The organism is Methylobacter sp. BBA5.1 (assembly GCF_000746145.1).
Lineage (GTDB): Bacteria > Pseudomonadota > Gammaproteobacteria > Methylococcales > Methylomonadaceae > Methylobacter > Methylobacter marinus.
The window spans coordinates 21,143-43,886 of sequence record NZ_JQKS01000039.1 but is presented as its reverse complement, the minus strand read 5'-3'; the positions used below and the strand labels follow the sequence as shown (position 1 = coordinate 43,886).

The window sequence follows — 22,744 nt, the reverse complement described above, 5'->3', positions numbered from 1 at the left end:
CGAACCAGTTCCGCCTGCTGCTGTCGACGCTGGCCTATACGCTGATCGAGGCCCTTCGCCGGATCGCCCTGAACCATACTGAACTGGCGCAGGCCACCTGTGCCACCATTCGCCTGAAACTGTTTAAAATCGGCGCCGTGGTCATCCGCAATACCCGCCGTATTCGGCTGCTGCTGAGCAGTCATTATCCCTTCCAATCCTTGTTTCGATCTGTCTGCCAGCGCCTGTGCCCTGATTAGCACTCGGTAAGTGCTGTGCCCGGCACGCTATAAACAACGGGGTAAGGGGGAGCTGTGCCTGAAAATCGGCAATCAACCCTGAAAACAGCCCGTTGAACTTCTCCTCCAAAAAATATCAGTCGTTTCTGGTCGTCGAGTGCCTCTGAGGGGCGGCTTCATGGGGCTGATGAAATATCCGGGCTAAGGATAAATTATATGTTGTCGGACGCTGAACGGTTTGAAACTTTCTCTCCCTATATTCGTAGTGTTACCCAATGCAAGGAAATACTCCGTGATTTGAATGGAACCTGGGGATTGATTTCCGCCATTGCCGAAATCAGTTGCCCCAAAGAAGCCGCAACCATACTGCCGGCGATGGAAGCCACAAAAAAAGGTTTTGGCGAACTTGAAAGCAAATTGACCGGCCAGCTGGTGTCCGAGGAGATCAACAAAACCTGTCTCGAACTTGAATCCAAGGCCCAGGTGTCGGTCGACATTCTGGTTCGAAATCTCTATGAGCGTACCGCCGATATCGGCTTTCTGGCGACCAATGCCGATATATGCAATTTTGTGCTGGCCTCCGCGAAAGCCGAGGCGGCAAATGCGGATTCGATTAATCAACTGCTTGACGAATATGGTTCAAAATATACCGTATACGATGACATTATCATTCTGGATGCCAATCAGCATGTACTCGCCAGGCTTGACCGCGATACGCCGGCCGTCTCTCGCGGGCTTTTTGGCCCTATCGTTCAGCGGACCTTGAATTCACCGGAGGATTATGTCGAAACCTTTGGTAAAACCGCTCTGCGGCCCGGCATGGACCGGGCGCTCATCTATTCCAAACGGATCGTCGATCCGGCCGACGACTCGGTGATTGGCGTTTTATGCCTGTCATTCCGTTTCGATAACGAGATGGAGGGCATTTTCCGCAGCCTGCAAAAGAAAGGCGACAAAGCCGTCATGTTGCTGCTGGATGCCGACTCCGTGGTGATCGCCACGAGCGACCCCGATCATGTGCCGCTTAGCCGCGTCATCGAAGCCGTTCCGGAAGATGATGTCTACGGCCTGACTGACTTTGCCGGCCGCGAATACCTGTCGGTAACGCACAGGGGGCGTCCCTATCAGGGGTATGCCGGGCAGGAATGGTACGGGCATGCCATGGTTCCATTGCAGTCGGCGTTCGGTTGTTCCGCATCCGACCGGGAGATCAATGCCGAAATTCTTCGGCATGGCGACTCGCTGGCTCCCGAACTGTCCAGCATCATTGCCGGCGCCGCCGAAGGCATCAACCTGTTTTTGCACCGCGTCATCTGGAACGGCCAGGTCATGGCGACGAACGAATACGGCAACCCTTTGTCGCTCAAGGCGATCCTGAGACAGATCCGCTCAATGGGCGCGCGCACGGCTCAGGCGCTTGCAGATTCCAGCAGCAAGCTGCATGTTACGATGATTACCTCTGAACTGCGAAATGCCGAATCCATCGCCCGGCTCATGATTGATATCATGGATCGCAACCTGTACGAGCGCAGCAATGATTGCCGCTGGTGGGCGCTGACGTCGGAAATCCGGCGCATCCTGTCCGAAGGCCGTCTGAGCCCCGAGGACAAGGCGAAAATGACTGATATTCTGATCTATATCAATAAGCTCTACACGGTCTACACGCGCCTTTTTATCTATGACATCAAAGGGACTGTAGTGGCCGAGTCCAATCTGCATGACGACCCCGTCGAGGCTTTGGGCAGAAAGGTCAACGCCGCCTATACGCAGGAGACTTTTGCCTTGCGCTCGCCGCAGGCATACCGGGTGTCGCCGTTTGAGGAGTCCTGGCTGTACGAGGGCAAGCCCACTTATATTTATAATGCCGCGATCCGCCATATTGATGATTTGAACAAGGTAGTGGGCGGTATCGGTATCGTGTTTGACTCCACTCCTGAATTCAAGCACATGCTGGAGGATTGCCTGCCCGATAAGCCGGGAGCCTTCGGGCTCTTTGTCGAGCGGCTCAGCGGCCGTATTATCGCGTCGACCGACGAGGCCCATTTCAAAACGGGGGACATGTTCTGGATTGCCCCGGAATTTGTCGAACTGCAGGAAGGCGCGGGAAAAGCCAAAATCGTGCTTTATAAAAAAAAGTACTATGCCGTCGGCTGTTACTCCTCCAGAGGATATCGCGAGTTTAAAACCACGGGCGATTATCATAATGATGTGGCGGCCTTCGTGTTTATTCCCATCGGCGAGAAAGCCGAAACCGCCGGCTCCGAACAACGGCAAGTCATCCTTTACCCGCAAGAGCCGATAACCGGCGAAATCATCGATCTCGCCACGTTTCATATCGGTCCGGAGGTTTACGCGTTTAATGCCGCGGATGTGCTGGAAGCCGTGGATGTGGCGCAGATCAATCGTCTGCCCGGCGTGAAATCCTACATTGTCGGCAGCATCATGTATTGCGATAAAAGCCCCGACGGCATCAACGAAAAAGTCCCGGTGCTTGTCATTGACGGCCGGATTCTGACCAATAAGCCGCCCGCGGATCGGGAGCGACAGGAAAAAAACGCGGGCGCCGTTATCGTTGTGCGGACGCAAATGGGGCCGATTGGCCTGTTGGTCGATGGGATTGATGCCGTGCCCGCCTTTGAAAAAATGCAGATCCAGCCGGTCAATAAATTGCTGCGGGGCGACGGAGGCTATGTAAAGTCATTGGTTAATATTCCTGAAAGCGACACCTCTGGAAAAATGCTGATCGTGCTGGATCAGGACCTGATCCTGGCCGCAGTCCGCCAGCGGTAACCGGGGGCGGCAGCCGCTTTCAACGGGCAGTCGGTAATCATTGGCTTCATCCCGCAGGGATGTTTCCTTATTGCTTGGAAACCCGGAAGGCGGGTTACGACGCGCATAAAGATCGGGTGAAAACTGATGACATAGTGGCTTGCGCGTCTAACCCGCCCTACAGCTCTACCATTTGCCCTGGAACTTACGCATCGACAGGCGACTGAAATTGTCGGTGTACATGCGCCATGCCTGGCATAAAGCCAGCAAGCGTAGGCTGGGATGGCGCTTTAGCGGAAACCCGGCACTGGCGGCTTCGAATATCGGATTTACCAGCCCAGCCTGCAATTTGTGCCGTTAATGTTATTCCTCCTCTATGCCCAGTTCCTTGATCTTGCGGGTCAGGGTATTTCGCCCGTAGCCGAGCATGATCGCGGCTTCGTGGCGCTTGCCATGGGTGAAGTCCAGCGCGGCTTTGATCAACAGCGTTTCAACGGCCGGAATAATGTGTTTGGCCACTTCCGGCGTTTTGGTCATTAGTTGCTGATCCACCGCGGTTCTCAGCAGCGATTGCCAATCGGTATGAGACGCCTCTTTTTCCGTCTGGGTGTGCAGCAGTTCAGGCGGCAGGTCATGGATGTGGATTTCGCGGCCCGATGCCATAACCGTCAGCCAGCGGCAGCTGTTTTCCAGTTGCCGCACGTTGCCGGGCCAATCCAGCGAACTCAAAAACGCCTCAGCTTCGGGCTTCAGGGTTTTGACTTCAGTATTCAACTCGTGCGCGGCCTGGGTCAGAAAATGGCGCAGCAGCAAGGGAATATCCTGTTTCCTGTCGCGCAGCGGCGGAATATGAATGCGGATGACGTTCAGCCTGTGGAATAAATCCTCGCGAAAACGGCCTTCGTTGACCAGGGTTTCCAGATTCTGGTGCGTGGCGGCAATAATGCGCACATCGACTTTAACGGAGGCATGGGAGCCGACCGGGTAAAACTCGCCGTCGGCCAGCACGCGCAACAGGCGTGTTTGCAGCTCGGCCGGCATGTCGCCGATTTCATCCAGAAACAGCGTGCCGCCGTTGGCTTGCTCGAAGCGGCCGGCCCGTCGAGCCTGCGCGCCGGTAAAAGCGCCTTTTTCATGGCCGAACAGTTCCGATTCCATCAGGTCTTTCGGAATGGCGGCCATGTTCAGGGCGATAAACGGTTGCTGGGCTCTGGGACTGTGCCGGTGCAGGGCCTTGGCGACCAGTTCCTTGCCGGTCCCCGATTCGCCGTTGATCAGTACGGTAATATGGGAACGGGCCAGCCGGCCGATGGCACGGAACACCTCCTGCATGGCCGGCGCCTCGCCGATGATTTCCGGCGGCGTTTCTATCAGGGTGGTTTCTTCGTGTCCGCGCGCGCGTTCCTGCTGTTGACGGCTATGCACGCAGGCGCGATGCACGAGATCGACGACTTCCTTGATATCAAAGGGCTTGGGCAGGTATTCGAAGGCACCGCCGTGGAATGCCGAGACGGCGCTTTCCAGGTCGGAGTGCGCGGTCATGACGATAACCGGCAGGTCAGGATGGCTGTGCTGAATCTTGTCGAGCAATTCCAGGCCATCCATGCCGGGCATGCGGATATCAGTCAGCAGCGCATTGGGCAGGTCATGCTGCAGGGCCGTCAGCAGTTCTTTCGCGTTGGCAAAGCTGCGTGTCGCGATAGCGGCTTTTTCCAGCGCTTTTTCAAGCACCCAGCGTATGGACTTGTCATCATCGATGATCCAGACGGTTTCCAGATTAGTCATGGCTGGACTCCACGGGTAAAAAAATCGAAAACACGGTATGGCCGGGTTCGCTGTGGTATTCAATCAGGCCGTTATGCTGGTTGATCAGGGCTTGCGCGATCGACAAGCCCAGTCCGGTGCCTTCCGCGCGCCCGGTGATCATCGGGTAAAAGATCTGGTTCAGCATGTCGGCCTCTATGCCGGGGCCGTAGTCGATAATGTCGATCTTGACCGTCAATTTGTAACGTTTACGGCCGATGGTCATCTGCCTGTGTATGCGCGTTTTGATCATGATTTCACCTTTGCCATCCATCGCTTGGGCGGCGTTTCTGGCAATGTTCAGAATGGCCTGGATCAACTGGTCCTTGTCGGCCTGAATTTCGGGGATGCTGGGGTCGTAGTCATATCGAACCGTGAGGCCGCCGCTGGCTTCGACCTGCACGAGTTGTCTGACGCGCTCCAGCACTTCATGAATGTTCAAGGCTTTTTTGTTGGGCAGTTTGTTGGGCCCCAGCATTTTGTCCATCAGGCCCTGAAGCCGGTCCGACTCGGCAATGATGATTTGCGTGTATTCCTTGAGTTCCGGCTCGTGCAGTTCCAGGTCCAGCAGTTGGGCCGCGCCACGCAAACCGCCTAGCGGATTCTTGATTTCATGGGCTAGGCCTCTGACCAGCAGCCTGGCCGTGTTTTGCTGACTCAATTGCTGTTCTTCCTTCGATATGCGCAGATGGGTGTCGACCTGCTGCAGTTCCACCAGGATTTCCGTCTGTTGCTGATCCTTTAGCAGCGGCGTTGCGCTGAAATTAATCGTCACGGTTTGCGACATGCGCTCCAATGCCAGCTCGCGATCGACCAGCGGCTCTTCCATCGCCAGGCATTGTTGTAAATTCAGGAGCAAGGCCGAATCGGATGACTTGAATAGCTCGTAGGCGCTGAGCCCTACCAGATGGCGCGCGCTGTCAGCCAGTAAAATTTCGCCGGCGGTATTGATGTAGGTGAGTTTCAACTCATGATCAAACAGCAAAATGGCTTCGTTAAGATGTTCAAGTATGTATTTATACACGGTTCCTCTAAGAGCTGTTTTTACTATGGACTTTAAATTTATAGCAATTATCAGACCAAGCTGAGCGGAGAGTGTTTAAGCGGTCTTCGCAAATGGTCTCAACTAACGGGCAGGACTGCGCCGCCTTTATAATAAGGTTCTAAAAGGGTAACGCAAGAGGGTAAACGAAAAACGCCCCAAAATGGGGCGTTTTTGTATGGGCTTGATGGCGTCCGGTCTGGTCGGACGCGCGTTAAAGCTTACAAGCTGTAGTACATATCAAATTCTACAGGATGCGTACTCATGCGCAGACGAGTGACTTCTTCCATTTTCAGTTTAATGTAGCCGTCAATCGCGTCATTAGTGAATACACCGCCTTGGAGCAGGAATTCACGGTCTTTGTCCAGTGCATCCAGCGCCTGGTCGAAAGCGTGGCAAACCTGCGGGATTTCTTTCTCTTCTTCCGGCGGCAGGTCATACAGGTCTTTATCCATGGCATCGCCGGGATGGATTTTGTTCTGGATGCCGTCCAGGCCGGCCATCAGCATGGCTGAGAATGCCAGGTAGGGGTTCGCGGTCGAGTCAGGGAAGCGTATCTCGATACGGCGGCCTCTAGGATTTTGTACGTAAGGAATGCGGATGGACGCGGAACGGTTGCGCGAGGAATAGGCCAGCATGACCGGTGCTTCAAAGCCGGGAACCAGGCGTTTGTAGCTGTTGGTTGACGCGTTCGTGAAAGCGTTCAGGGCTTTCGCGTGTTTGATAATGCCGCCAATGTAATACAGGGCCGTTTCGGACAGACCGCCGTATAGATCGCCTGAGAACAGGTTGGTGTCGCCCTTGCTCAGGGATTGATGCACGTGCATGCCGCTGCCGTTGTCGCCGACCAGCGGTTTAGGCATGAAAGTGGCTGTTTTGCCATAAGCATGCGCGATGTTGGCGATAACATATTTCAAGTTCAGGACTTCGTCGGCTTTTTTAACCAGCGTATTGAATTTCACGCCGATTTCGCATTGGCCCGCGGTTGCCACTTCGTGGTGATGGACTTCAGTCGTCATGCCCATTTCTTCCAGCGTCAGGCACATGGCAGAACGCATGTCCTGGAACGAATCGACTGGGGGAACGGGGAAGTAACCGCCTTTAACGCCGGGACGGTGACCAATATTGCCATCTTCATAGACTTTTTCCGAGTTCCAGCCGGCTTCCTGGGAGTCGACCTTGAAGAAGGAACCGCTCATGTCGGAACTCCAGCGGACGTCATCGAAAATAAAGAATTCGTTTTCAGGCCCGAAGAAAGCGGTGTCGGCAATGCCGGTTGATTGCAAATAGGCTTCCGCGCGTTTGGCGATGGAGCGGGGGTCGCGCTCGTAACCTTGCATGTTGTTGGGCTCGATGATGTCGCAACGCAAGATCAGGGTATTGTCATCAAAGAAGGGATCCATGACTGCGGTAGTCGGATCAGGCATCAGGATCATGTCGGATTCATTGATGCCTTTCCAGCCGGCAACGGATGAGCCATCAAACATGTTGCCTTCTTCGAAAGTATCTTCGTCGATGGTATGGGCCGGGAAAGTCACATGCTGTTCTTTACCGCGAGTATCGCAAAAACGAAAATCGACGAACTTCACGTCGTTTTCTTCGATCATTTTAAGCACTTTTTCTACAGACATTTATCGCGTCTCCTGGATGATTTTTGAGGGGATTATTATTAAGGCAAACGTCATAACATACCTTTTTTTTAATAGCTTAGCCACTAAAATTATGGGCTGAACAAGCCCCATGTTAGTGTGCCGGGTGAATGGACGGCACGTCCTTGTGCCGTCTGTTCGGGTTTTTAAAAGTGAACGATTGCATCAGCCGAAATCAGCACCTGGTCATTGCTCAAGCCATCGTTATAGGCGCTGTTTTCGATTGAATGGTCGTATCTGACTTCGGGGCGTAGCGTCAGCCAGGACATGGGTTTGTAGTTCAGTCCCACAGTGGCGGCCAGAAAATGCGCTTTGTTGCCGTTGACCCTGAATCCGTCTTCGTCGCGGAACCATTCAAGGCGTGTGCCGACGCCGATTTTATCGGATACGTCATAAGTCAGATATTGATTGACGCCGTACCATTTGCCGGAATCCGCAGCTAGCGATTTTTCCTCTATGCCCATATCGTGCTGCAGTTTGTAATGGAGGCTGTCGGTAATGTCATGGCTCAACACGACGCTGTACATCGTGCGGTTGTGTTCGTCGTTTTTGTCGACGTCGCCGGTGATCAACGAAAAGGCGACCGAGGTTCTTTCATCATCGGTCGTATAGGTGATGCCGCCCAGAAAATTGGCCGGTTCCTGAAAGAACGAATCCCATCCCGATACGACGCCGCCGGTAATGCTGATGTTCTTGTTGACGGGATAGGATGATAGGATGCCAGTATGTGTGAACGGTTCGCCGTATTGCATCGTATAGGCATGAGAGAAGAAGAAGTTGTCAGGCGCGGTGACGACTTCATTACCGATGATGGTATAAAAATGGCCGATCTTGGTGGTGATGCCGTTGCCTATCGGTGCGAAAACCGTCGCATACGCTTGCGGGAATGCGAGTTTATAAAGCCGTGAGGAACTGTCCGTGATCAGGTTGTCGTCAAAGTTGGCTTGCGTGGTATAAAAAGCGTCTATGCCATAGACCACATCGGCCCTGAATCCTATGTCCCATTGGCTGCCTTCGGCATCGACGGCTCTTTCGATGAAGCCATACAACTGATGGGCGTTGAATTCATTGGCGCGATTGTTGAATGTGACAGGGCCGTTCGTTCTGCTTTCAGGGGAATCCGGATTGCCCGCGACGCCGGCTGAGACCCAGCCGCCAACATTGAGGCCCAGGTTTTTCATGGTGTTTGTCTCATTGATATTGAAGCCAGTCAGGCTCTCAATCGCGCCTTTGTCATAGGCTTGAGCCATCGATGAGCAAAGCAGGGCGCTGCACATGGTCAGCGGCCAGCCATGATGTTTTTTGTGATGAGTCAGCATAAGTATCGCCTTTTGTCGTGAGCTTAAGTCCTCCCGGATAGCAATTATTCGGAAGGACTTAGCTTGATTCTAAATTAAAAATCCAATGACTGATTAAAACTAATTTTCAGGTATTGTTGTTTGTAACACACATTGTGGTTTTATTAACACAGCCTAATCTTCAAATGCAAAATTCGGGCCATAATTGTATAAACTGGTTTCCGGTTAAGAAAACAAAGAAGGCGGCCGCATTAAATACGGCCCGTCATGAATCAGAGTAGTGCAAAAATCTCCTTAATTTGGTCGACTTTGGTGCAACACTGCTTTATATACTGATTGCGGGCGTTAGTCACGCGACAAAACCAGGACCCGTTCCTATAGGTCAATGCTTACGCGATACAGGTGTCTCGCCGTTCGGATGTGATGGGGACTAACTTCTCTAGCATAAAAGCAGGCCGGGTATCGCTTGAGCGATATCCAAATGCCCGCTGAGTGAGGCAGGATAAAAACGCAGGCTGGCTGAATAACCGCAATGCTCCATAATGGTGCTTAAAATACCTTGATTGCACAATAATGGGGCAAATTTATTTTTAGAAAAGCCAGCCCCAACAAGGTTTTATCACGAATTTTATTTGGCACAATCTGTGCTTTGGAAGTTCCAACAGTTAACGTAAGCAAGAGGTGTTGTATGAAACTGATAACCGCTATTGTCAAACCCTTCAAACTGGATGATGTCCGTGAAGCCTTGTCTGAGATAGGAGTGTCCGGCGTCACGGTAACCGAAGTGAAAGGCTTTGGCCGACAGAAAGGGCATACCGAGCTTTACCGCGGAGCTGAGTATGTGGTTGATTTTTTACCTAAAGCCAAGGTTGAAGTCGCGGTAGGCGATGTGTTGGTCGATCAGGCTGTGGAAGTGATCGCCAAAGCTGCCAACACCGGAAAAATCGGGGATGGCAAGATTTTTGTCACTAACTTGGAGCAGGTGGTCCGGATCCGTACCGGCGAAACCGGCGATGAAGCATTATAACTATTATAAGGAGAGACAAAGTGGATAAATTAGTTCAATTGAGTTACGCCTTGGATACGTTTTACTTTTTAATGAGTGGCGCGTTGGTTATGTGGATGGCCGCCGGCTTCGCCATGCTTGAATCGGGTCTGGTCAGAGCCAAGAATACCACGGAGATTCTGACCAAAAATATTGCGTTGTTTGCGATTGCCTGTGTGATGTACCTGTTGGTCGGCTACGGAATCATGTATCCGGATGCGGCCGTTAATAGTGTTTGGCCGGGGGTGAGCTTTTTGATAGGGCCCGAGCATACGGTGGAGGAAGTCATGAACAGCGACGGCAAGACCTACTATGCGAAGCTCGCGGACTTCTTCTTTCAAGTCGTTTTCGTGGCAACTGCCATGTCGATTGTTTCCGGGGCTGTCGCCGAACGGATGAAGCTGTGGTCTTTCCTGACCTTCGCGGTGGTCATGACCGGCTTTATCTATCCGCTGCAAGGCTTCTGGAAATGGGGCGGCGGTTTTCTTGATGAAATGGGGTTTCTCGATTTTGCCGGCTCCGGCGTCGTCCATATGACCGGTGCCAGTGCGGCTTTGGCCGGTGTTATGCTGCTCGGTCCGCGTAGAGGGAAATATGGCGAGAACGGCACTATCAATCCGATCCCTGGCTGCAACATGCCAATGGCGACTTTGGGTACGTTCATTCTGTGGATGGGCTGGTTCGGATTCAATGGCGGCTCGGAATTGAAAATCTCCGATATCGGCGAAGCGAACTCGGTAGCCATGGTTTTTGTAAACACCAATATGGCTGCTGCCGGCGGCTTGATCGCAGCGCTGATGACCGCGCATTTCCTGTTCGGCAAGGCCGACTTGTCAATGATACTGAACGGCGCCCTGGCGGGACTGGTGGCCATCACCGCGGAGCCTTTGACCCCGGCCCCTTTATTGGCGGTTATTATCGGTGCGGTCGGCGGCGTCCTGGTGGTCTTCGCCATCCTGTTCATGGACAAGTTGAAAATCGATGATCCGGTCGGCGCGATTTCGGTTCACGGTGTGGTCGGCATCTGGGGAGTGATTGCCGTCTGCTTATCCAACCCTGATGCCAAATTCCTGGTCCAGTTAACAGGTATCGTGACCATCTTCGGATTTGTTTTCATCGCCAGCCTGATTACGTGGTTTGTCATCAAGTCAATGATAGGGATACGCGTCAGTGAGGAAGACGAGTATAACGGCGTTGATTTCTCCGAATGCGGTATGGAGGCTTATCCTGAATTTACGGCCGAGGGCAGTAAACGGTAACGTTAAATTTCAGATGGTTGCAGTGCGGGCGCTTGATTGCGCCCGTTTTTGTTGGTTCAGGTTCATTCCAGGTTGCAGTGGGGCAACGCCAGTTTCACGTAAATTGTATGTCGGCCGATAATTCACTATGATGGCCGCTTACGTTGACCCCTTCAGGGTTGATCATTATACGTCACATTAAATTTGGGAAACTAAAATGAAATTAATCACAGCAATCATTAAGCCGTTCAAAATGGATGATGTAAGAGAAGCCTTGTCCGAAATCGGCGTTGCCGGCGTGACAGCCACCGAAGTTAAAGGTTTCGGCCGTCAGAAAGGCCATACCGAACTGTACCGGGGGGCAGAGTATGTGGTGGATTTTCTGCCTAAAGTCAAGCTGGAAATCGCCGTGCCGGACGATATTTTGGATAAGGCGGTTGAAACAATAGTAAAAGCGGCCAACACCGGCAAAATCGGTGATGGGAAAATATTTGTCTCTAATCTGGAGCAGGTGATTCGGATTAGAACGGGAGAAACCGGAGAGGATGCCATTTAGTTATGTTTGAAAGAGAATGTCATTTAAAATTAGTAAACTGTTTTTAGTCTTGTTATTACTGCCGGAACTGTCTGTGGCCGGCGAATTGAATCAGGCCAATACGGCCTGGGTTTTAACCTCCACCGCTCTGGTTTTGTTTATGACGATACCGGGGTTGTCCCTGTTTTATGGGGGGCTGGTCAGAAGCAAAAATGTGCTGTCGGTTTTGATGCAGTGTTTTTCAATTACCTGTCTGGTTTCCATACTCTGGCTGGCCGGTGTTTATAGCTTGATTTTCGCCAATGGCGGCGAGCTGCAAAAACTGATAGGCGGCACATCCAAGCTGTTTCTGCCGGATATCGGCATCGGTTCGATGACCGGCGATATTCCTGAAACAGTTTATTTTATGTTTGAGATGACATTCGCGATTATTTCGCCGGCGCTGATCGTCGGCGGTTTTGCCGAACGAATGAAGTTTTCGGCGATGCTTTGGTTTAGCGGTTTATGGCTGATCCTCTGCTATTTGCCGGTATGCCACTGGCTCTGGGGCGGCGGTTGGCTGGCCGATCTGGGCGTGATGGATTTCGCCGGCGGCATTGTCATTCATGTCAATGCCGGCGTTGCGGCCCTGGTGGCGGCCCTGGTGCTGGGCAAGCGCCGCGGGTTCCCGACCACGGCCATGCCGCCGCATAATATGACCATGGTGATAACCGGCGCGGGCATGTTGTGGGTGGGCTGGTTCGGTTTCAATGCCGGCAGCGCCTTAACCGCTAACGGCAATGCCGGCATGGCGATGCTGGTCACGCATATCGGCGCCGCTTCCGGTTCTTTAACCTGGATGTTTATCGAATGGAAACGTTTTGGCAAACCGAGTGTCCTAGGCATTGTGACCGGTATGGTCGCAGGCCTTGGCACGATTACGCCGGCTTCCGGTTTTGTCGGCCCCATTGGTGCCTTGGCGATAGGCGTTACGGCCGGCATCGTTTGTTTTTATGCCACGCACTACTTCAAACGCACGCTGAAAATCGATGATTCACTGGATGTGTTTCCGGTGCACGGCGTAGGCGGCGTGACGGGTTCGTTGCTGACCGGTGTTTTCGCGACGAGCAGCCTGGGCGGATTAGGGCTGGCTGAAGGTGTATCGATCATGGATCAGGTCGGTGTCCAGGCTTTGGCCATTATGGTGACGTTGCTCTGGAGCGCCGGTTTCAGTTATCTGATCCTGAAAGTACTGGATAAGCTGATCGGCCTGCGCGTGACGGCTGATGAAGAGGTGCAGGGACTGGATATCGTGCTGCACGAAGAGACGGGCTATCAGGATTTATGACTTAAATCTCAGTGATGGGTCACAAAAAAGGCGGCGGTAGGGTCGCCTTTTTTGTTTAAAATGGTCGCAAGTAAAGCTGAACCTGATCAGGGCTTATGAAAAATACGCGGAAAATTGTAACCATTCTCTTAAGAGTTTTATTGACCATCGCCATTGTCCTGGCTGTTTATGCCGTGATCGGTTTTTTTATCGTACCGGCAGTATTGGAGGCCAAACTACCTGACATCATCGAGCAGCAAACCGGCAGGAAAGCGTCCGTGGAACAGGTTCAGTTTAACCCTTTTTCCCTGGTCGCCAGTATACGGGGATTTGAGGTACAGGAAAAAAACGACCAGCCTTTTGTCGCATTCGATCGTTTTTATCTTAATGTCAATGCGCTTGAATCCATCAAGCAAACCGCACTGGTTTTCGATGATGTGTACCTGGAAAAGCCTTTCGTCCATATCGCCAGGCACAAAACCGGGGAGTTCAATTTTGCTGATCTGATCAAGGAGGAGGCTGAGCCCGAACAGGAAGAGGGGGGGATTTTTCCGGTCGTCGTCGGTAATCTGTCCCTGGTGGAAGGAAAACTGGCGTACGAAGATGCATCGGCGGAACGGCCGATAAACGAGCAGATCTTCCCGATCAATCTGCAAATCAATCATTTTTCAACATTGCCCGATGAACGGTTCGACTTATCTTTGGCGTTAGTGCCGTCGCCGGGTGGTCAGTTTGACTGGCAGGGCAAGGCCGGCGTAAACCCGTTGGCTTCAGAGGGTGCTATCAAGTTCGATAAGATCGAATTGCAAAAAATTCTGGCGTTGGGCATGAAGGACAATGCGCCGATTGATTTTAAGGGCGAGGAACTGCTGACGCTAACGTACAAGGTTAACGCCATAAAGGAAAACAACCAGTTCAACATCGATCTGTCGCTCCTGTTGAATACAGGAGAGCGTTTGGATTGGCGCGCCATACTGGCTACGGATCCCCTGGCTTCGGAAGGACATATCAAGCTGGAGAAGGTGACGCTTCAACGAATCCAGCAACTGGCGCCGCAGGATGCTGTCCCGGTTGCCTTAAAAGGCGAGGAGTTCTTCGAAGCCGATTACAAGGCCAGTTATGCGGACGATACCCTCAAGCTCATGGTCAGCCAGGGCCGGTTTAATATTCAAGGCTTTCAGCTTTCGGAACGAGGGCAGGATCTGGTTCTGGTTAAACTGCCGAGTTTTTCGGTGCGCGGAATCGACCTGGATCTAAACCAGCAGAAGGTCGGAATTGATTCCGTTTTGGCCGACGGCGCCGATATCCAGGCCTGGTTGAACACCGACGGCGTCATTAATTATCAGGCCCTGTTTGCCGGCGATAAAAACGATGACGATCAAGCCCCTCAACCTGCGCCGCAACCGGCAGCCGCTGAAAAGTCGCCATGGCAACTTAAGGTCAACGATATCACCCTCAAGAATGCCGCGCTGGCTTTTGAGGACCGAACGCTGGAAAAACCGGTGGCGGTGAAATTTTCCGGTGTCGATTTCAATCTGAAAAAATTCAGCACGGAGGCCGGAGCCAGCATGCCCTTTCAGTTCGATACCGGCGTCAATGAACACGGTTCGGTGGCCCTGAAAGGCGACATGGTCATCGAGCCTTTTTCCGCCCGGGCGGCCGTTGATGTCAAGGATATCGGCCTGGAAGCATTCCAGTCTTATCTGGCTCAGTTTGCACGGGTCGATATCGAGGATGGCAAATTCAGGCTGGCCGGCCAGCTGTCCGTCGCGTTGCAGGAACAGCAGCCGCCGGATATCAAGTTTAACGGCAGCACCGGCATCGCCGATCTGGTAACGCGCGATCAGTTGGTCAATAAGGACCTGATCAAATGGCAAAACCTGACGTTAAACGAGATAAAGGCGGATGTGGCGGCGGAACGCTATACTGCCGGCGAACTGGCTATTGACAAGCCTTACGCTCGGGTGATTATCAAGGAAGACAAGTCGGTCAATTTTAATGATCTGATTGTTGGCGACAAAAAATCCGAGACCAAGCCGTCTGAAAAGGTACCGGTCAAGGCGGCGCCGGCTGACAGCGAAAAACCTTACTTTAAAATCGACCGGGTTCGGATAACGGATGGCACATCGGATTTCGCCGATTTGTCGCTGATTTTGCCTTTCGCGGCGCATATCACCAATCTCGACGGCGGCGCCAGCGGATTTTCATCGGAAAAAAGATCGCGGGTTGATGTCGCTTTAAAAGGCAAGGCTTATGATCTGGCACCGGTTGATATCAAAGGTGAAGTCAGCCCGTATCTGGGCAATTTCAATCTGGAACTGAATTTTCGCGGCATGCCGATGCCGTTGATTTCGCCTTATATGGTGGAATTTGCCGGTTATAAGGTGGAAAAAGGCAAGATGACGCTGGGACTGAAATACAGTGTCGATGACGGCGAACTCACTGCGTCGAATAGCATCCTGATCGATCAGTTCACATTGGGCGAGAAAGTGGAAAATCCAGATGCCGTCTCCTTGCCGCTTGATCTGGCCATAGCGCTGCTGAAAGATTCGGAGGGTAAAATAAAAATGGATGTGCCGATTACCGGCAGCCTCGAGGATCCGCAATTCAGCGTCGGCGCGCTGGTTACCGATGCTCTGGTGAATGCCATTACAAAAATCGTCAAGTCGCCGTTTAAGGCGATAGCGTCCTTGTTTGGTACCGAGGATGACCTGAGCACGATCAGCTTTGCCGCCGGCAAGGCGGAACTGGATGAACAGCAGCAAAGTAAACTGGAGACTGTGGCCAAGGCGCTTCATGAACGGCCGGCGCTCAATGTCGATATCAAAGGCGCGGCATTCATGGAGCAGGATTGGCCCGCGCTGACAGACGCGGCTTTATACGACCAGCTTAAAAAAATGCGCGCGGCCGAGATCAACAGTCAGGGCGGCAAAAAAATACGCGAGGAATATGTCGAGCTTTCCGATGAGGAATACAAGCGCCTTCTGGCGGACAGGTTTATCGAAAAGTTTCCGCTGATGGCGGAGAGAACGTTTTTTGGCAAACCGCGCTTAAAGGATCCGAAAGCCGGCGATTTTTATGAAGTCGCCAAACAGAAACTGACCAGCATTATCGAGCCGGAACAAAAGCGGCTTAAAGACCTGGCGGCGGATCGGGCTCAGGCCATCGCGAAGTATCTCGTTCAGCAAGGCGGCATCGACAATGACCGGGTGTTTATTCTCGATACCGCGGTTGATCCTGAACGGGAAAACGGCGAGATTGTCAGCTCGCTGTCTTTAAAGACCCGTTGATGTCAGGGATTGGCGGAGCGCTCCGCCGTGCTATGGATGTGCGATTTCGGCATCGGTCAGATAACAGCCCGGGTCCTCGGCCCAGGCATTGCCTGATGTCTGCTGCGCCCTGACCCGGGTGTTGCCGTTGCAGATGCGCTGGAAATGACAGGTTGCGCAGCGGCCTTCCAGGGGTCTCGGATTCTGCTTGAGCCCGGCCATCAACGGGTCGGAGACATCCGTCCAGATTTCCGAAAAAGGCCGCTGTCTGACATCGCCCAGATCGTAATGCCACCAGAACGTGTCCGGGTGCACGTGGCCGAGATTGTCGATATTGGCCACGTTGACGCCGGAGGCATTGCCGCCCCATTGCTCCAGTTTGGCCTTGATGTGGTCGATCTTGTCGGGGAATTTTCCGGCGACCCAATGCAGGAAATAAACGGCGTCGGCATCGTTGTTGCCGGTGACGAACTCGCGCTCCTTGCCGGCTTTGAGCCACGCATAGGCGGTCTCGAACAGCAGATCCATGGCGGTGCGGGTCATCTGGAAATGCGCGTCGTCCTTGCGATTCCGGTTGCCGCGGCCGCCGTAGTTCAGATGCGACAGGTAGAACTTGTCGATGTCATGGTCGTCCATTAATTTCAGCAGGGCCGGGAAATCCTGGTAATTATCTTGCGTCAGGGTGAAACGGATGCCGACCTTGATGCCTTTGTCCAGGCACAGATGCACGCCGCGCAGCGCTTGGTCAAACGAACCCGGCAGGCGCCGGAACCGGTCATGCGTGTCCTTGATGCCGTCCAGGCTGACGCCGATATACTGATAATCGATCGCGGCGATTTCATCGATATTGTCGGCCGTAATCTTCGTGCCGTTGCTCGACAGGGCGACGTAAAAGCCCATGTCTTTGGCCCGGCGCGAAATGTCGAAGATGTCGGGGCGCAGCAGCGGTTCGCCGCCCGACAGAATCAGCACCGGCACCTTGAACGCCTTCAGGTCGTCCATGACCGTATAGATTTCCTGCGTGCTCAACTCGCCGGGAAAATCGATATCGGCCGAGGTCGTGTAGCAATGCTTGCAGGCCAGATTGCAGCGGCGGATCAGGTTCCAGATCACGACCGGCGCGGCCGGCTTGCGTGCCGGTTTTATCGGCGTCGGGTCTATCAGTTCCCGCATGTAGTGGCTGAGTCTGAACATATTATGAGTTTACGGAATCGGATGGGGTGCTTTTAGAGCGGCTGCGAAAACCGGTCTTTTTCAGAATTTTCGTGCTGTACAAGACATCACTGCCGCGGTTACAGTCGCCGAGCAGGTCGGAGATCTGGCGGATCTGCCGGTCTACATCGGCCTGCGTCTTGCCATGCACCATCGCGAACAGATTATAAGGCCAGTCGGGCAGATGCCGCGGGCGATGATAGCAATGGCTGACGAATGCCAGTTGCCCGACTTGCCGCCCCAGGTCGTCGATCTTGTCGTCGGGTATGTCCCAGACCGTCATGCCGTTATAGTGGTAACCCAGCTTGTAGTGATTGGGCACGGCGCCGATGCGCCGGATGACGCCGCTGTCCTGCATGGCCGCCAGGCGCGCCATGACCTCGTCGGCGGTCAGGTTCAGTTGTTCGGCGATCGTCTGGTAAGGCTGCGGCGTCAGCGGCAGGCCGGCCTGTGTGGCTTCGATGATCTTGCGGTCTATGGCGTCGAGCATGGTCAGGCCTCCAGCTTCAGGTTGACGAAATACTCTTTGATTTTCGGCATGTTGTAGACGGTCAGCCCGGTTTTTTCCTCTATCGCGTCGATGGTCTGGCTGACCTGCTCGGGCGTTTCCGTGGCGATCACGAACCACATGTTCAGGGTATGCCGGCGCGCGTAGTTATGGGCCACCTCGGGAAACGCATTGATAATGTCGGCGATTTCATCGAACCGCTCTGGCGCTTTCACGGCGGCCAGCGTCAGGGCGCCGCCCATCTGTTCGGCGTTATAAAGCGGCCCGAAGCGCGTCAGTATGCCGTTGGCGCGCAGGTTCTTGAGCCGGATCAGCAGCTCGGCTTCGGTGATATTCAGCGTCAAGGCGACCTGTCGGTAGGGCGCATCGCAAATCGGAAAGCCGCCTTGCAGTGCATTGATGATTCTTCTGTCCAGATTATCCATGGGCTACTTCCGCGCTAGCCGTGGCTGCGATGTTCTTGTAGACGGCGCCGCGCTGCTTGAAGCAGCGGCGGCTGAACAAAACTTCGTGGTCAAAGCTTGTCAGGCCGCAGGCGACGGTCAGCTGTTCCAGCTGCTGCAACACCGTGGCTCGGTCCTTGCCGTGGATCATGCAATATAAGTTATAGGGCCAGCCCGGCCGTCTCGGGCGCCGGTAGCAGAGCGTCACGAACGGAAACCGGCTCATGTGGCCGCCCAGTTGCTTGACCCGATCGTCGGGCACGTTCCAGACGACCATGGCGTTGGCGCGGTAACCCAGTTTCCGGTGCTTGACGATGACGCCCATGCGCTTGATCAAGCCTTGCTGTTTCAGCCGGGTCAGGCGTTCAATCACTTCCGATTCGGACATATCGCAGCGTCGCCCGATTTCGGCATAGGGTCGTGAACAGACGGGCAGCCCCGTTTGTATGTGTTCCAGCAGTTCAAGGTCGCGGCTGTCAATCATTATTCAGGTCCAGCTTAAAGCCTAAATCGATAAAAAAATCATCCAGCAAGGGTAATTGCATGGTTTTGCAGGCTGTTTCCTGTTCGATGGCTTCAATCACGGCGCGCAGGTGGGCGGCATCGGCGGCGATCACGACAAACCAGAGGTTGAATGGGTGTTCGCGCTCGTAATTGTGGTTGACTTCCCGGTAGGCGCTGATTTTGTCGGCGACTTCCTGCAGCCGCTCTTCGGGAACGGCCATCGCAACCAGCGTGCTGACGCCGATATGATTGGGCGGAATGACCGGGCCAATGCGGCTGATAAAGCGCTTGTCGTTCAGGTCGTTCAAGGCCGAGATCACCTCATCCTCGGCAACGCCCAGTTCATCGGCGATGGCCTGGAAAGGGCGCTCAGTGAGCGGGAAATCATGCTGAAAATCGTTCAGCAGCCGTTTGTGCAATGGCGTCAGCATGGACTACAGGCCTATCTGGTGCGCCCGTGCGCTGAAGAATATGCCGCTGGGCGTTTTTGCCGGCAGGCGCGTGATTTCCGCCAGGGTTTCGGTATCGTAAACAACGATCTGGTTGTCGTCCCGAACGGCAAGCCAGACCTGCTCGCCGCGCGGTGTGAATTCCATGTGCAGAACGGCTTTGCCCGGCGCCAGGGTCTTGCTGACGCTCAGGTCCTTGGCGTCAATGACCTGCACCTGGCCGTTATCGGGGAAAGCGAAATTAACCCAGATTTGCCGCGCATCGGGCCGGGCCATGACAAAAACCGGTTGTCCGGCCGTCGGGATAGCTTTCACTAATTGCCATTGGCGTTTGTCGATCACCAGTACTTCGTGCTTGCCGACGGCCGGCACGAACAGGTAATCGCCGGCTATGGCCCAGCCTTCAAGATGCGGCATTTTATAGACCGGCAGTTTTTCATCGGTTTTGCCGTATTCCGGCAGCACGCGCTTGACGCCGTCTTGCCTGTTCCATAAATCCAGCAAGGCCAGGCCGGGCTCGCCGAACAGGCCGGCAATATAATAACGGCCATCCGGCGATATCAAGGCGTCATAAGGCTGCTTGCCGATATTCCTGAACTTTTCAATGGCGGGCTGTTGCGGATTGTTAAGATCCAGCACCCAGATTTCACCGGCATCGAACAGGCTGAAGACAAAGCGTTGTCCGGGCGCATCGGCCAAACCTACGACCTTGGACAGTTTGCCGTTGTCATATTCGGCCGGGATATCGGCGACCAGTTCCAGCGTGTCGGAAGAAAACACCTTGACGCCGCCGGGCGTGTAATTGGATACGGCAATGAAACGGCCATCCTGGGAAATGGCGCCGCCGATGCTGTTGCCGGCCTGAACGATGCGCCGGGCTATGGCGTCACCAAGCAAATCGACTTTGGTCAGACCGCCGTCGCGGCCGAAAACATAGGCATAGCGCTGATCGCGCGAGAACACGACCGAAGCATGCGACAGATCCCCGAGGCCTTCGATTTCAGCCAGTTGCTTGCGCTCGGTGGTATTGATGATCATCGCTTTGCCGTCTTCGCGTTCAATGACGACGCCTAAATCACCGGTCGCGCGCGGTTCCGCCGCGGCGTTGAGGGATAAGACGAAGCCTAGAATGGGGATTAGCTTTTTCATAATGGATAAGTCGTGCGCTCGGCACTTAAAATTTCGAACAGGATAGGATGCGCGGGTACATCGCGCCTTGGCATGAATTAATGCTCGGGGTTGCGTAAAATGTTAACCAGCCAGAGCGCTTCATCGCGATTGATAAATTGTTGCCAGGGAGGCATGGCGGTTCCTGTGCGGCCATTAAGGATAGTATCGGCCAGAAAATCATCCGATTTTCCGGCCAATGCTTCAGGCAGCAGGGCAGGGCCCAGGCCGCCTTTTAACGTTAGCCCATGACACGCTCCGCAATCATGCTTGAGCATGTTGCGCAGCACGGCCTGCCTGTCTGCCGAAGGTTCACCGGCAAGGGCGGTACTGGAAACCAGGATTAACAGCAGCAGTTTTTTCATGGGTTTTAAGGTTTTAATCGCGAATAGTAGGCGATGACATTGTTGATGTCTTTATCGCTTAAAGAACCGGCAATATTGTTCATGATGTCCGATTCGCGTGTTTTATCGCGGTATTGCTTTAGCGCCGATTTCAGGTACTCGGCGTCGCGCCCGGCCAGCGGCGGAAAAGGCGCGCCGGCGGACGGGTTGACGATGCCGTGGCACTGCGCGCAGACTGCGGCCGCAATCGCATGGCCGGCGTAAATGCTTGCGGCATTAGCGCTTTGGATGCCGCACAGGCCTGCGATCAAGACGCTGGAAAGAGCAAATAGTCTCATTATTTTGCTCCTTCCATCTCGTCCGGTGAAAGGCCGCGGGTCATGTATTTAACACGGCCGTGCGAGAAAATACCGGCCGGGCTTTCCATCGAGATGGAAGCGACTTTCTTCAGCGAGTTGGAATCATATACGACGACTTCGTCGCCGCTGTAACCGGCGCTGACATACAGAAATTTGCCGTCCGCGCTGTATTCAGGGAAATAGGCATGACCGCCGACATCCAGTGTTTTCGCGACTTCCAGCGTTTTCTTGTCGATCAGCTGAATGGTGCGCGCGCGCCGGTCCTTGCTGATAATGTCCACAGCCACATAAGGTGCGTTGGCATGGGCGGCCGGTGATTCGGTGCCGCCGGAAACGGGGACTTGCTTGACCACTTCCATGGTATCGAGGTCCCAGACGCTGACGACTGTTTTTTCGCAGTCGCCGAAGTTGGTGCCGAAGCCCAGGGTACGGCCATCAACCTTGACGGCGGAACCGCCGCCTACGTGCGGTACGCAGCCCGCTTCCAGTTTTTTGATGATCTTGCGGTCTTTCAAGTCGATCGCGGCGACGATGCTGTCATCGTATGAGGCGATCATCAGCTTGCGGCCGTTATGCGTCAGGAACGCGTCATGCAGATGGCGGCCGACATCGGTGATTTTGGTGACAGGGAAGTCCTGGTCTTTTTTCAGATCGACCACCCAGACCTGGCCGGCGTTTTCCAGGGCAATGGCGAAAATATCGTCATAGGGCGTGCCGATGACCATGCCGGAATCGGAGGTGACCATGTTGCCGTCCGGATCAATGCCTTCCAGTTCAAAGGTTTTCAACGGCTCCAGCGTGTCGGCGTCCAGAATGACGGCATTGTGCGGGACGAACGAGCCGGCCATGATGTATCTGCCGTCGCGCGATACGCCCATGCCCGGACCATTGTAGCCGGTCTTGATGCTGCGCACGGCTTTCATGGAATACAGGTCGACTTTGTAAATTTCCGCCGTGTCGGTTTTTACATAAGCCCAGCGCGGGTTGGCCGGGTTATAGTCGATGATATGCGCCGCCGTGCCGGTTGGAACTTCGCCGATTTGTTTATGGGTCGTGCTATCGATGAAAACCGCTTTGGAACCATCGCCGCGGCCGTATTTGCCGCGAGCCGCGACACCGATCACGTCATCCATGCTGCCGATCTGGTAGGTTGGTTTATCGGGTAATGTGCTTTCATCTTTGACGTAGACTTTTAATGACGCTTTCATGTCGTCAATGGTCCAGGCGGGGTTATCCTGTTTGGGAGTTTTTTGCAGGTGACTGACCAGGCCGCGAATCTGGTCGTCCGTTAAACGGCCGTAAAACGGAGGCATTAGGGTGTCGAAGCTTCCGGTCATGATCAGACTGCGCAAAGCCGTGGGGCTGCGGCCTTTCAAGGTATCCGCGTTCAATGCCGGAGCCAGATAGCCGCCATGATCGGAACCGTGACAACTGGCACAATTGTTTTCATACAATTGATGCATATTCTGGGCGTTATCGGATTTCGCCTGTGCGGCTAAAGGTAAAACGAGGGCGGTTAAGCCGGCAATGACTGATTGAGACAGAAGCTTTTTTGTATTTTTCATTCTCTATGAACTCCAGGTAGT

The 22,744-nt window shown here is 53.9% G+C and carries 20 protein-coding genes; 7 read left to right on the top strand and 13 right to left on the bottom strand.

Annotated features, from left to right (window positions below; translation table 11 throughout):
* On the top strand, positions 1 to 239 hold a 239-nt coding region (locus tag EK22_RS19130; RefSeq protein WP_036253619.1), incomplete at its 5' end, for a transposase.
* Positions 240 to 434: 195 nt separating this feature from the next.
* Positions 435 to 3,008, top strand: coding sequence for a chemotaxis protein CheW (locus EK22_RS19125; RefSeq protein ID WP_036253615.1), 2,574 nt, complete (start codon positions 435 to 437; stop codon positions 3,006 to 3,008).
* 342 nt (positions 3,009 to 3,350) lie between these two features.
* Here the strand turns inward: EK22_RS19125 and ntrC are convergent, their stop codons facing one another.
* The 4 genes from ntrC to EK22_RS19105 all read right to left on the bottom strand — a co-directional run bounded on the left by ntrC (position 3,351) and on the right by EK22_RS19105 (position 8,800).
* A complete protein-coding gene (ntrC, locus tag EK22_RS19120; protein ID WP_036253612.1) occupies positions 3,351 to 4,772 on the bottom strand; it encodes a nitrogen regulation protein NR(I) in 1,422 nt (473 codons plus the stop codon).
* Positions 4,765 to 5,814, bottom strand: a complete 1,050-nt coding sequence (gene glnL, locus EK22_RS19115; RefSeq protein ID WP_036253610.1) for a nitrogen regulation protein NR(II) — start codon at positions 5,812 to 5,814, stop codon at positions 4,765 to 4,767. The genes ntrC and glnL overlap by 8 nt, the downstream gene beginning before the upstream one ends.
* A 239-nt stretch (positions 5,815 to 6,053) precedes the next feature.
* The gene (gene glnA, locus EK22_RS19110) at positions 6,054 to 7,463 is read right to left on the bottom strand and encodes a glutamate--ammonia ligase (protein WP_036253608.1); all 1,410 of its coding nucleotides are present in this window, start codon (positions 7,461 to 7,463) and stop codon (positions 6,054 to 6,056) included.
* A gap of 164 nt (positions 7,464 to 7,627) precedes the next feature.
* Positions 7,628 to 8,800 carry a porin gene (locus tag EK22_RS19105; RefSeq protein WP_036253605.1) on the bottom strand — a complete coding sequence of 391 codons (1,173 nt, stop codon included), beginning with the start codon at positions 8,798 to 8,800 and terminating at the stop codon, positions 7,628 to 7,630.
* 667 nt (positions 8,801 to 9,467) lie between these two features.
* Between EK22_RS19105 and EK22_RS19100 the strand changes: the two genes are divergently transcribed.
* From EK22_RS19100 to EK22_RS19080, 5 genes are all read left to right on the top strand, one after another.
* A complete protein-coding gene (locus tag EK22_RS19100) occupies positions 9,468 to 9,806 on the top strand; it encodes a P-II family nitrogen regulator (RefSeq protein ID WP_036253603.1) in 339 nt (112 codons plus the stop codon).
* Positions 9,807 to 9,826: 20 nt separating this feature from the next.
* Positions 9,827 to 11,083, top strand: a complete 1,257-nt coding sequence (locus tag EK22_RS19095; protein ID WP_020159457.1) for an ammonium transporter — start codon at positions 9,827 to 9,829, stop codon at positions 11,081 to 11,083.
* Positions 11,084 to 11,279: 196 nt separating this feature from the next.
* Positions 11,280 to 11,618 carry a P-II family nitrogen regulator gene (locus tag EK22_RS19090; RefSeq protein ID WP_020159458.1) on the top strand — a complete coding sequence of 113 codons (339 nt, stop codon included), beginning with the start codon at positions 11,280 to 11,282 and terminating at the stop codon, positions 11,616 to 11,618.
* A 16-nt stretch (positions 11,619 to 11,634) separates the two neighbouring features.
* Positions 11,635 to 12,924, top strand: coding sequence for an ammonium transporter (locus EK22_RS19085; RefSeq protein ID WP_020159459.1), 1,290 nt, complete (start codon positions 11,635 to 11,637; stop codon positions 12,922 to 12,924).
* 95 nt (positions 12,925 to 13,019) lie between these two features.
* On the top strand, positions 13,020 to 16,193 hold the full coding sequence (locus tag EK22_RS19080) for a DUF748 domain-containing protein (protein WP_036253601.1): 3,174 nt from the start codon (positions 13,020 to 13,022) through the stop codon (positions 16,191 to 16,193).
* A gap of 30 nt (positions 16,194 to 16,223) precedes the next feature.
* Here EK22_RS19080 and nirJ read toward each other — a convergent pair whose 3' ends face one another.
* The 9 genes from nirJ to EK22_RS19035 form a co-directional block, all read right to left on the bottom strand.
* Positions 16,224 to 17,366, bottom strand: a complete 1,143-nt coding sequence (gene nirJ / locus EK22_RS19075) for a heme d1 biosynthesis radical SAM protein NirJ (protein WP_036253599.1) — start codon at positions 17,364 to 17,366, stop codon at positions 16,224 to 16,226.
* 1 nt (position 17,367) lies between these two features.
* On the bottom strand, positions 17,368 to 17,874 hold the full coding sequence (locus tag EK22_RS19070) for a siroheme decarboxylase subunit beta (RefSeq protein WP_036253597.1): 507 nt from the start codon (positions 17,872 to 17,874) through the stop codon (positions 17,368 to 17,370).
* A 2-nt stretch (positions 17,875 to 17,876) separates the two neighbouring features.
* Entirely contained in the window at positions 17,877 to 18,317 is a 441-nt protein-coding gene (locus tag EK22_RS19065) for an Lrp/AsnC family transcriptional regulator (RefSeq protein WP_036253594.1), read from the bottom strand.
* A complete protein-coding gene (locus EK22_RS19060) occupies positions 18,310 to 18,819 on the bottom strand; it encodes a siroheme decarboxylase subunit beta (RefSeq protein ID WP_081917975.1) in 510 nt (169 codons plus the stop codon). Before EK22_RS19060 ends, EK22_RS19065 begins: the two co-directional genes overlap by 8 nt.
* Positions 18,812 to 19,270, bottom strand: coding sequence for an Lrp/AsnC family transcriptional regulator (locus EK22_RS19055; protein WP_020159465.1), 459 nt, complete (start codon positions 19,268 to 19,270; stop codon positions 18,812 to 18,814). The genes EK22_RS19060 and EK22_RS19055 overlap by 8 nt, the downstream gene beginning before the upstream one ends.
* A 3-nt stretch (positions 19,271 to 19,273) precedes the next feature.
* Positions 19,274 to 20,437, bottom strand: a complete 1,164-nt coding sequence (locus EK22_RS19050) for a cytochrome D1 domain-containing protein (protein ID WP_020159466.1) — start codon at positions 20,435 to 20,437, stop codon at positions 19,274 to 19,276.
* Between the two features lie 77 nt (positions 20,438 to 20,514).
* Complete coding sequence (locus tag EK22_RS19045; RefSeq protein WP_020159467.1) at positions 20,515 to 20,820, bottom strand: c-type cytochrome; 306 nt, start codon at positions 20,818 to 20,820, stop codon at positions 20,515 to 20,517.
* A gap of 5 nt (positions 20,821 to 20,825) precedes the next feature.
* Complete coding sequence (locus EK22_RS19040) at positions 20,826 to 21,137, bottom strand: c-type cytochrome (protein WP_036253592.1); 312 nt, start codon at positions 21,135 to 21,137, stop codon at positions 20,826 to 20,828.
* Positions 21,137 to 22,723: a nitrite reductase gene (locus EK22_RS19035; protein WP_051961975.1), complete on the bottom strand. Its 1,587-nt coding sequence runs from the start codon at positions 22,721 to 22,723 to the stop codon at positions 21,137 to 21,139. Before EK22_RS19035 ends, EK22_RS19040 begins: the two co-directional genes overlap by 1 nt.
* Positions 22,724 to 22,744: the final 21 nt, after the last annotated feature.

Excerpts from the sequence above, each read along its gene's own strand:
- ntrC (WP_036253612.1), bottom strand. The coding sequence starts at position 4,772 with ATGACTAATCTGGAAACCGTCTGGATCATCGATGATGACAAGTCCATA.
- EK22_RS19035 (WP_051961975.1), bottom strand. The coding sequence starts at position 22,723 with ATGAAAAATACAAAAAAGCTTCTGTCTCAATCAGTCATTGCCGGCTTA.
- EK22_RS19050 (WP_020159466.1), bottom strand. The coding sequence starts at position 20,437 with ATGAAAAAGCTAATCCCCATTCTAGGCTTCGTCTTATCCCTCAACGCC.
- nirJ (WP_036253599.1), bottom strand. The coding sequence starts at position 17,366 with ATGTTCAGACTCAGCCACTACATGCGGGAACTGATAGACCCGACGCCG.
- EK22_RS19090 (WP_020159458.1), top strand. The coding sequence starts at position 11,280 with ATGAAATTAATCACAGCAATCATTAAGCCGTTCAAAATGGATGATGTA.
- EK22_RS19040 (WP_036253592.1), bottom strand. The coding sequence starts at position 21,137 with ATGAGACTATTTGCTCTTTCCAGCGTCTTGATCGCAGGCCTGTGCGGC.
- EK22_RS19085 (WP_020159459.1), top strand. The coding sequence starts at position 11,635 with ATGTCATTTAAAATTAGTAAACTGTTTTTAGTCTTGTTATTACTGCCG.
- EK22_RS19100 (WP_036253603.1), top strand. The coding sequence starts at position 9,468 with ATGAAACTGATAACCGCTATTGTCAAACCCTTCAAACTGGATGATGTC.
- EK22_RS19070 (WP_036253597.1), bottom strand. The coding sequence starts at position 17,874 with ATGCTCGACGCCATAGACCGCAAGATCATCGAAGCCACACAGGCCGGC.
- glnA (WP_036253608.1), bottom strand. The coding sequence starts at position 7,463 with ATGTCTGTAGAAAAAGTGCTTAAAATGATCGAAGAAAACGACGTGAAG.
- EK22_RS19065 (WP_036253594.1), bottom strand. The coding sequence starts at position 18,317 with ATGGATAATCTGGACAGAAGAATCATCAATGCACTGCAAGGCGGCTTT.
- EK22_RS19045 (WP_020159467.1), bottom strand. The coding sequence starts at position 20,820 with ATGAAAAAACTGCTGCTGTTAATCCTGGTTTCCAGTACCGCCCTTGCC.
- EK22_RS19055 (WP_020159465.1), bottom strand. The coding sequence starts at position 19,270 with ATGCTGACGCCATTGCACAAACGGCTGCTGAACGATTTTCAGCATGAT.
- EK22_RS19105 (WP_036253605.1), bottom strand. The coding sequence starts at position 8,800 with ATGCTGACTCATCACAAAAAACATCATGGCTGGCCGCTGACCATGTGC.
- EK22_RS19125 (WP_036253615.1), top strand. The coding sequence starts at position 435 with ATGTTGTCGGACGCTGAACGGTTTGAAACTTTCTCTCCCTATATTCGT.
- EK22_RS19060 (WP_081917975.1), bottom strand. The coding sequence starts at position 18,819 with ATGATTGACAGCCGCGACCTTGAACTGCTGGAACACATACAAACGGGG.
- EK22_RS19080 (WP_036253601.1), top strand. The coding sequence starts at position 13,020 with ATGAAAAATACGCGGAAAATTGTAACCATTCTCTTAAGAGTTTTATTG.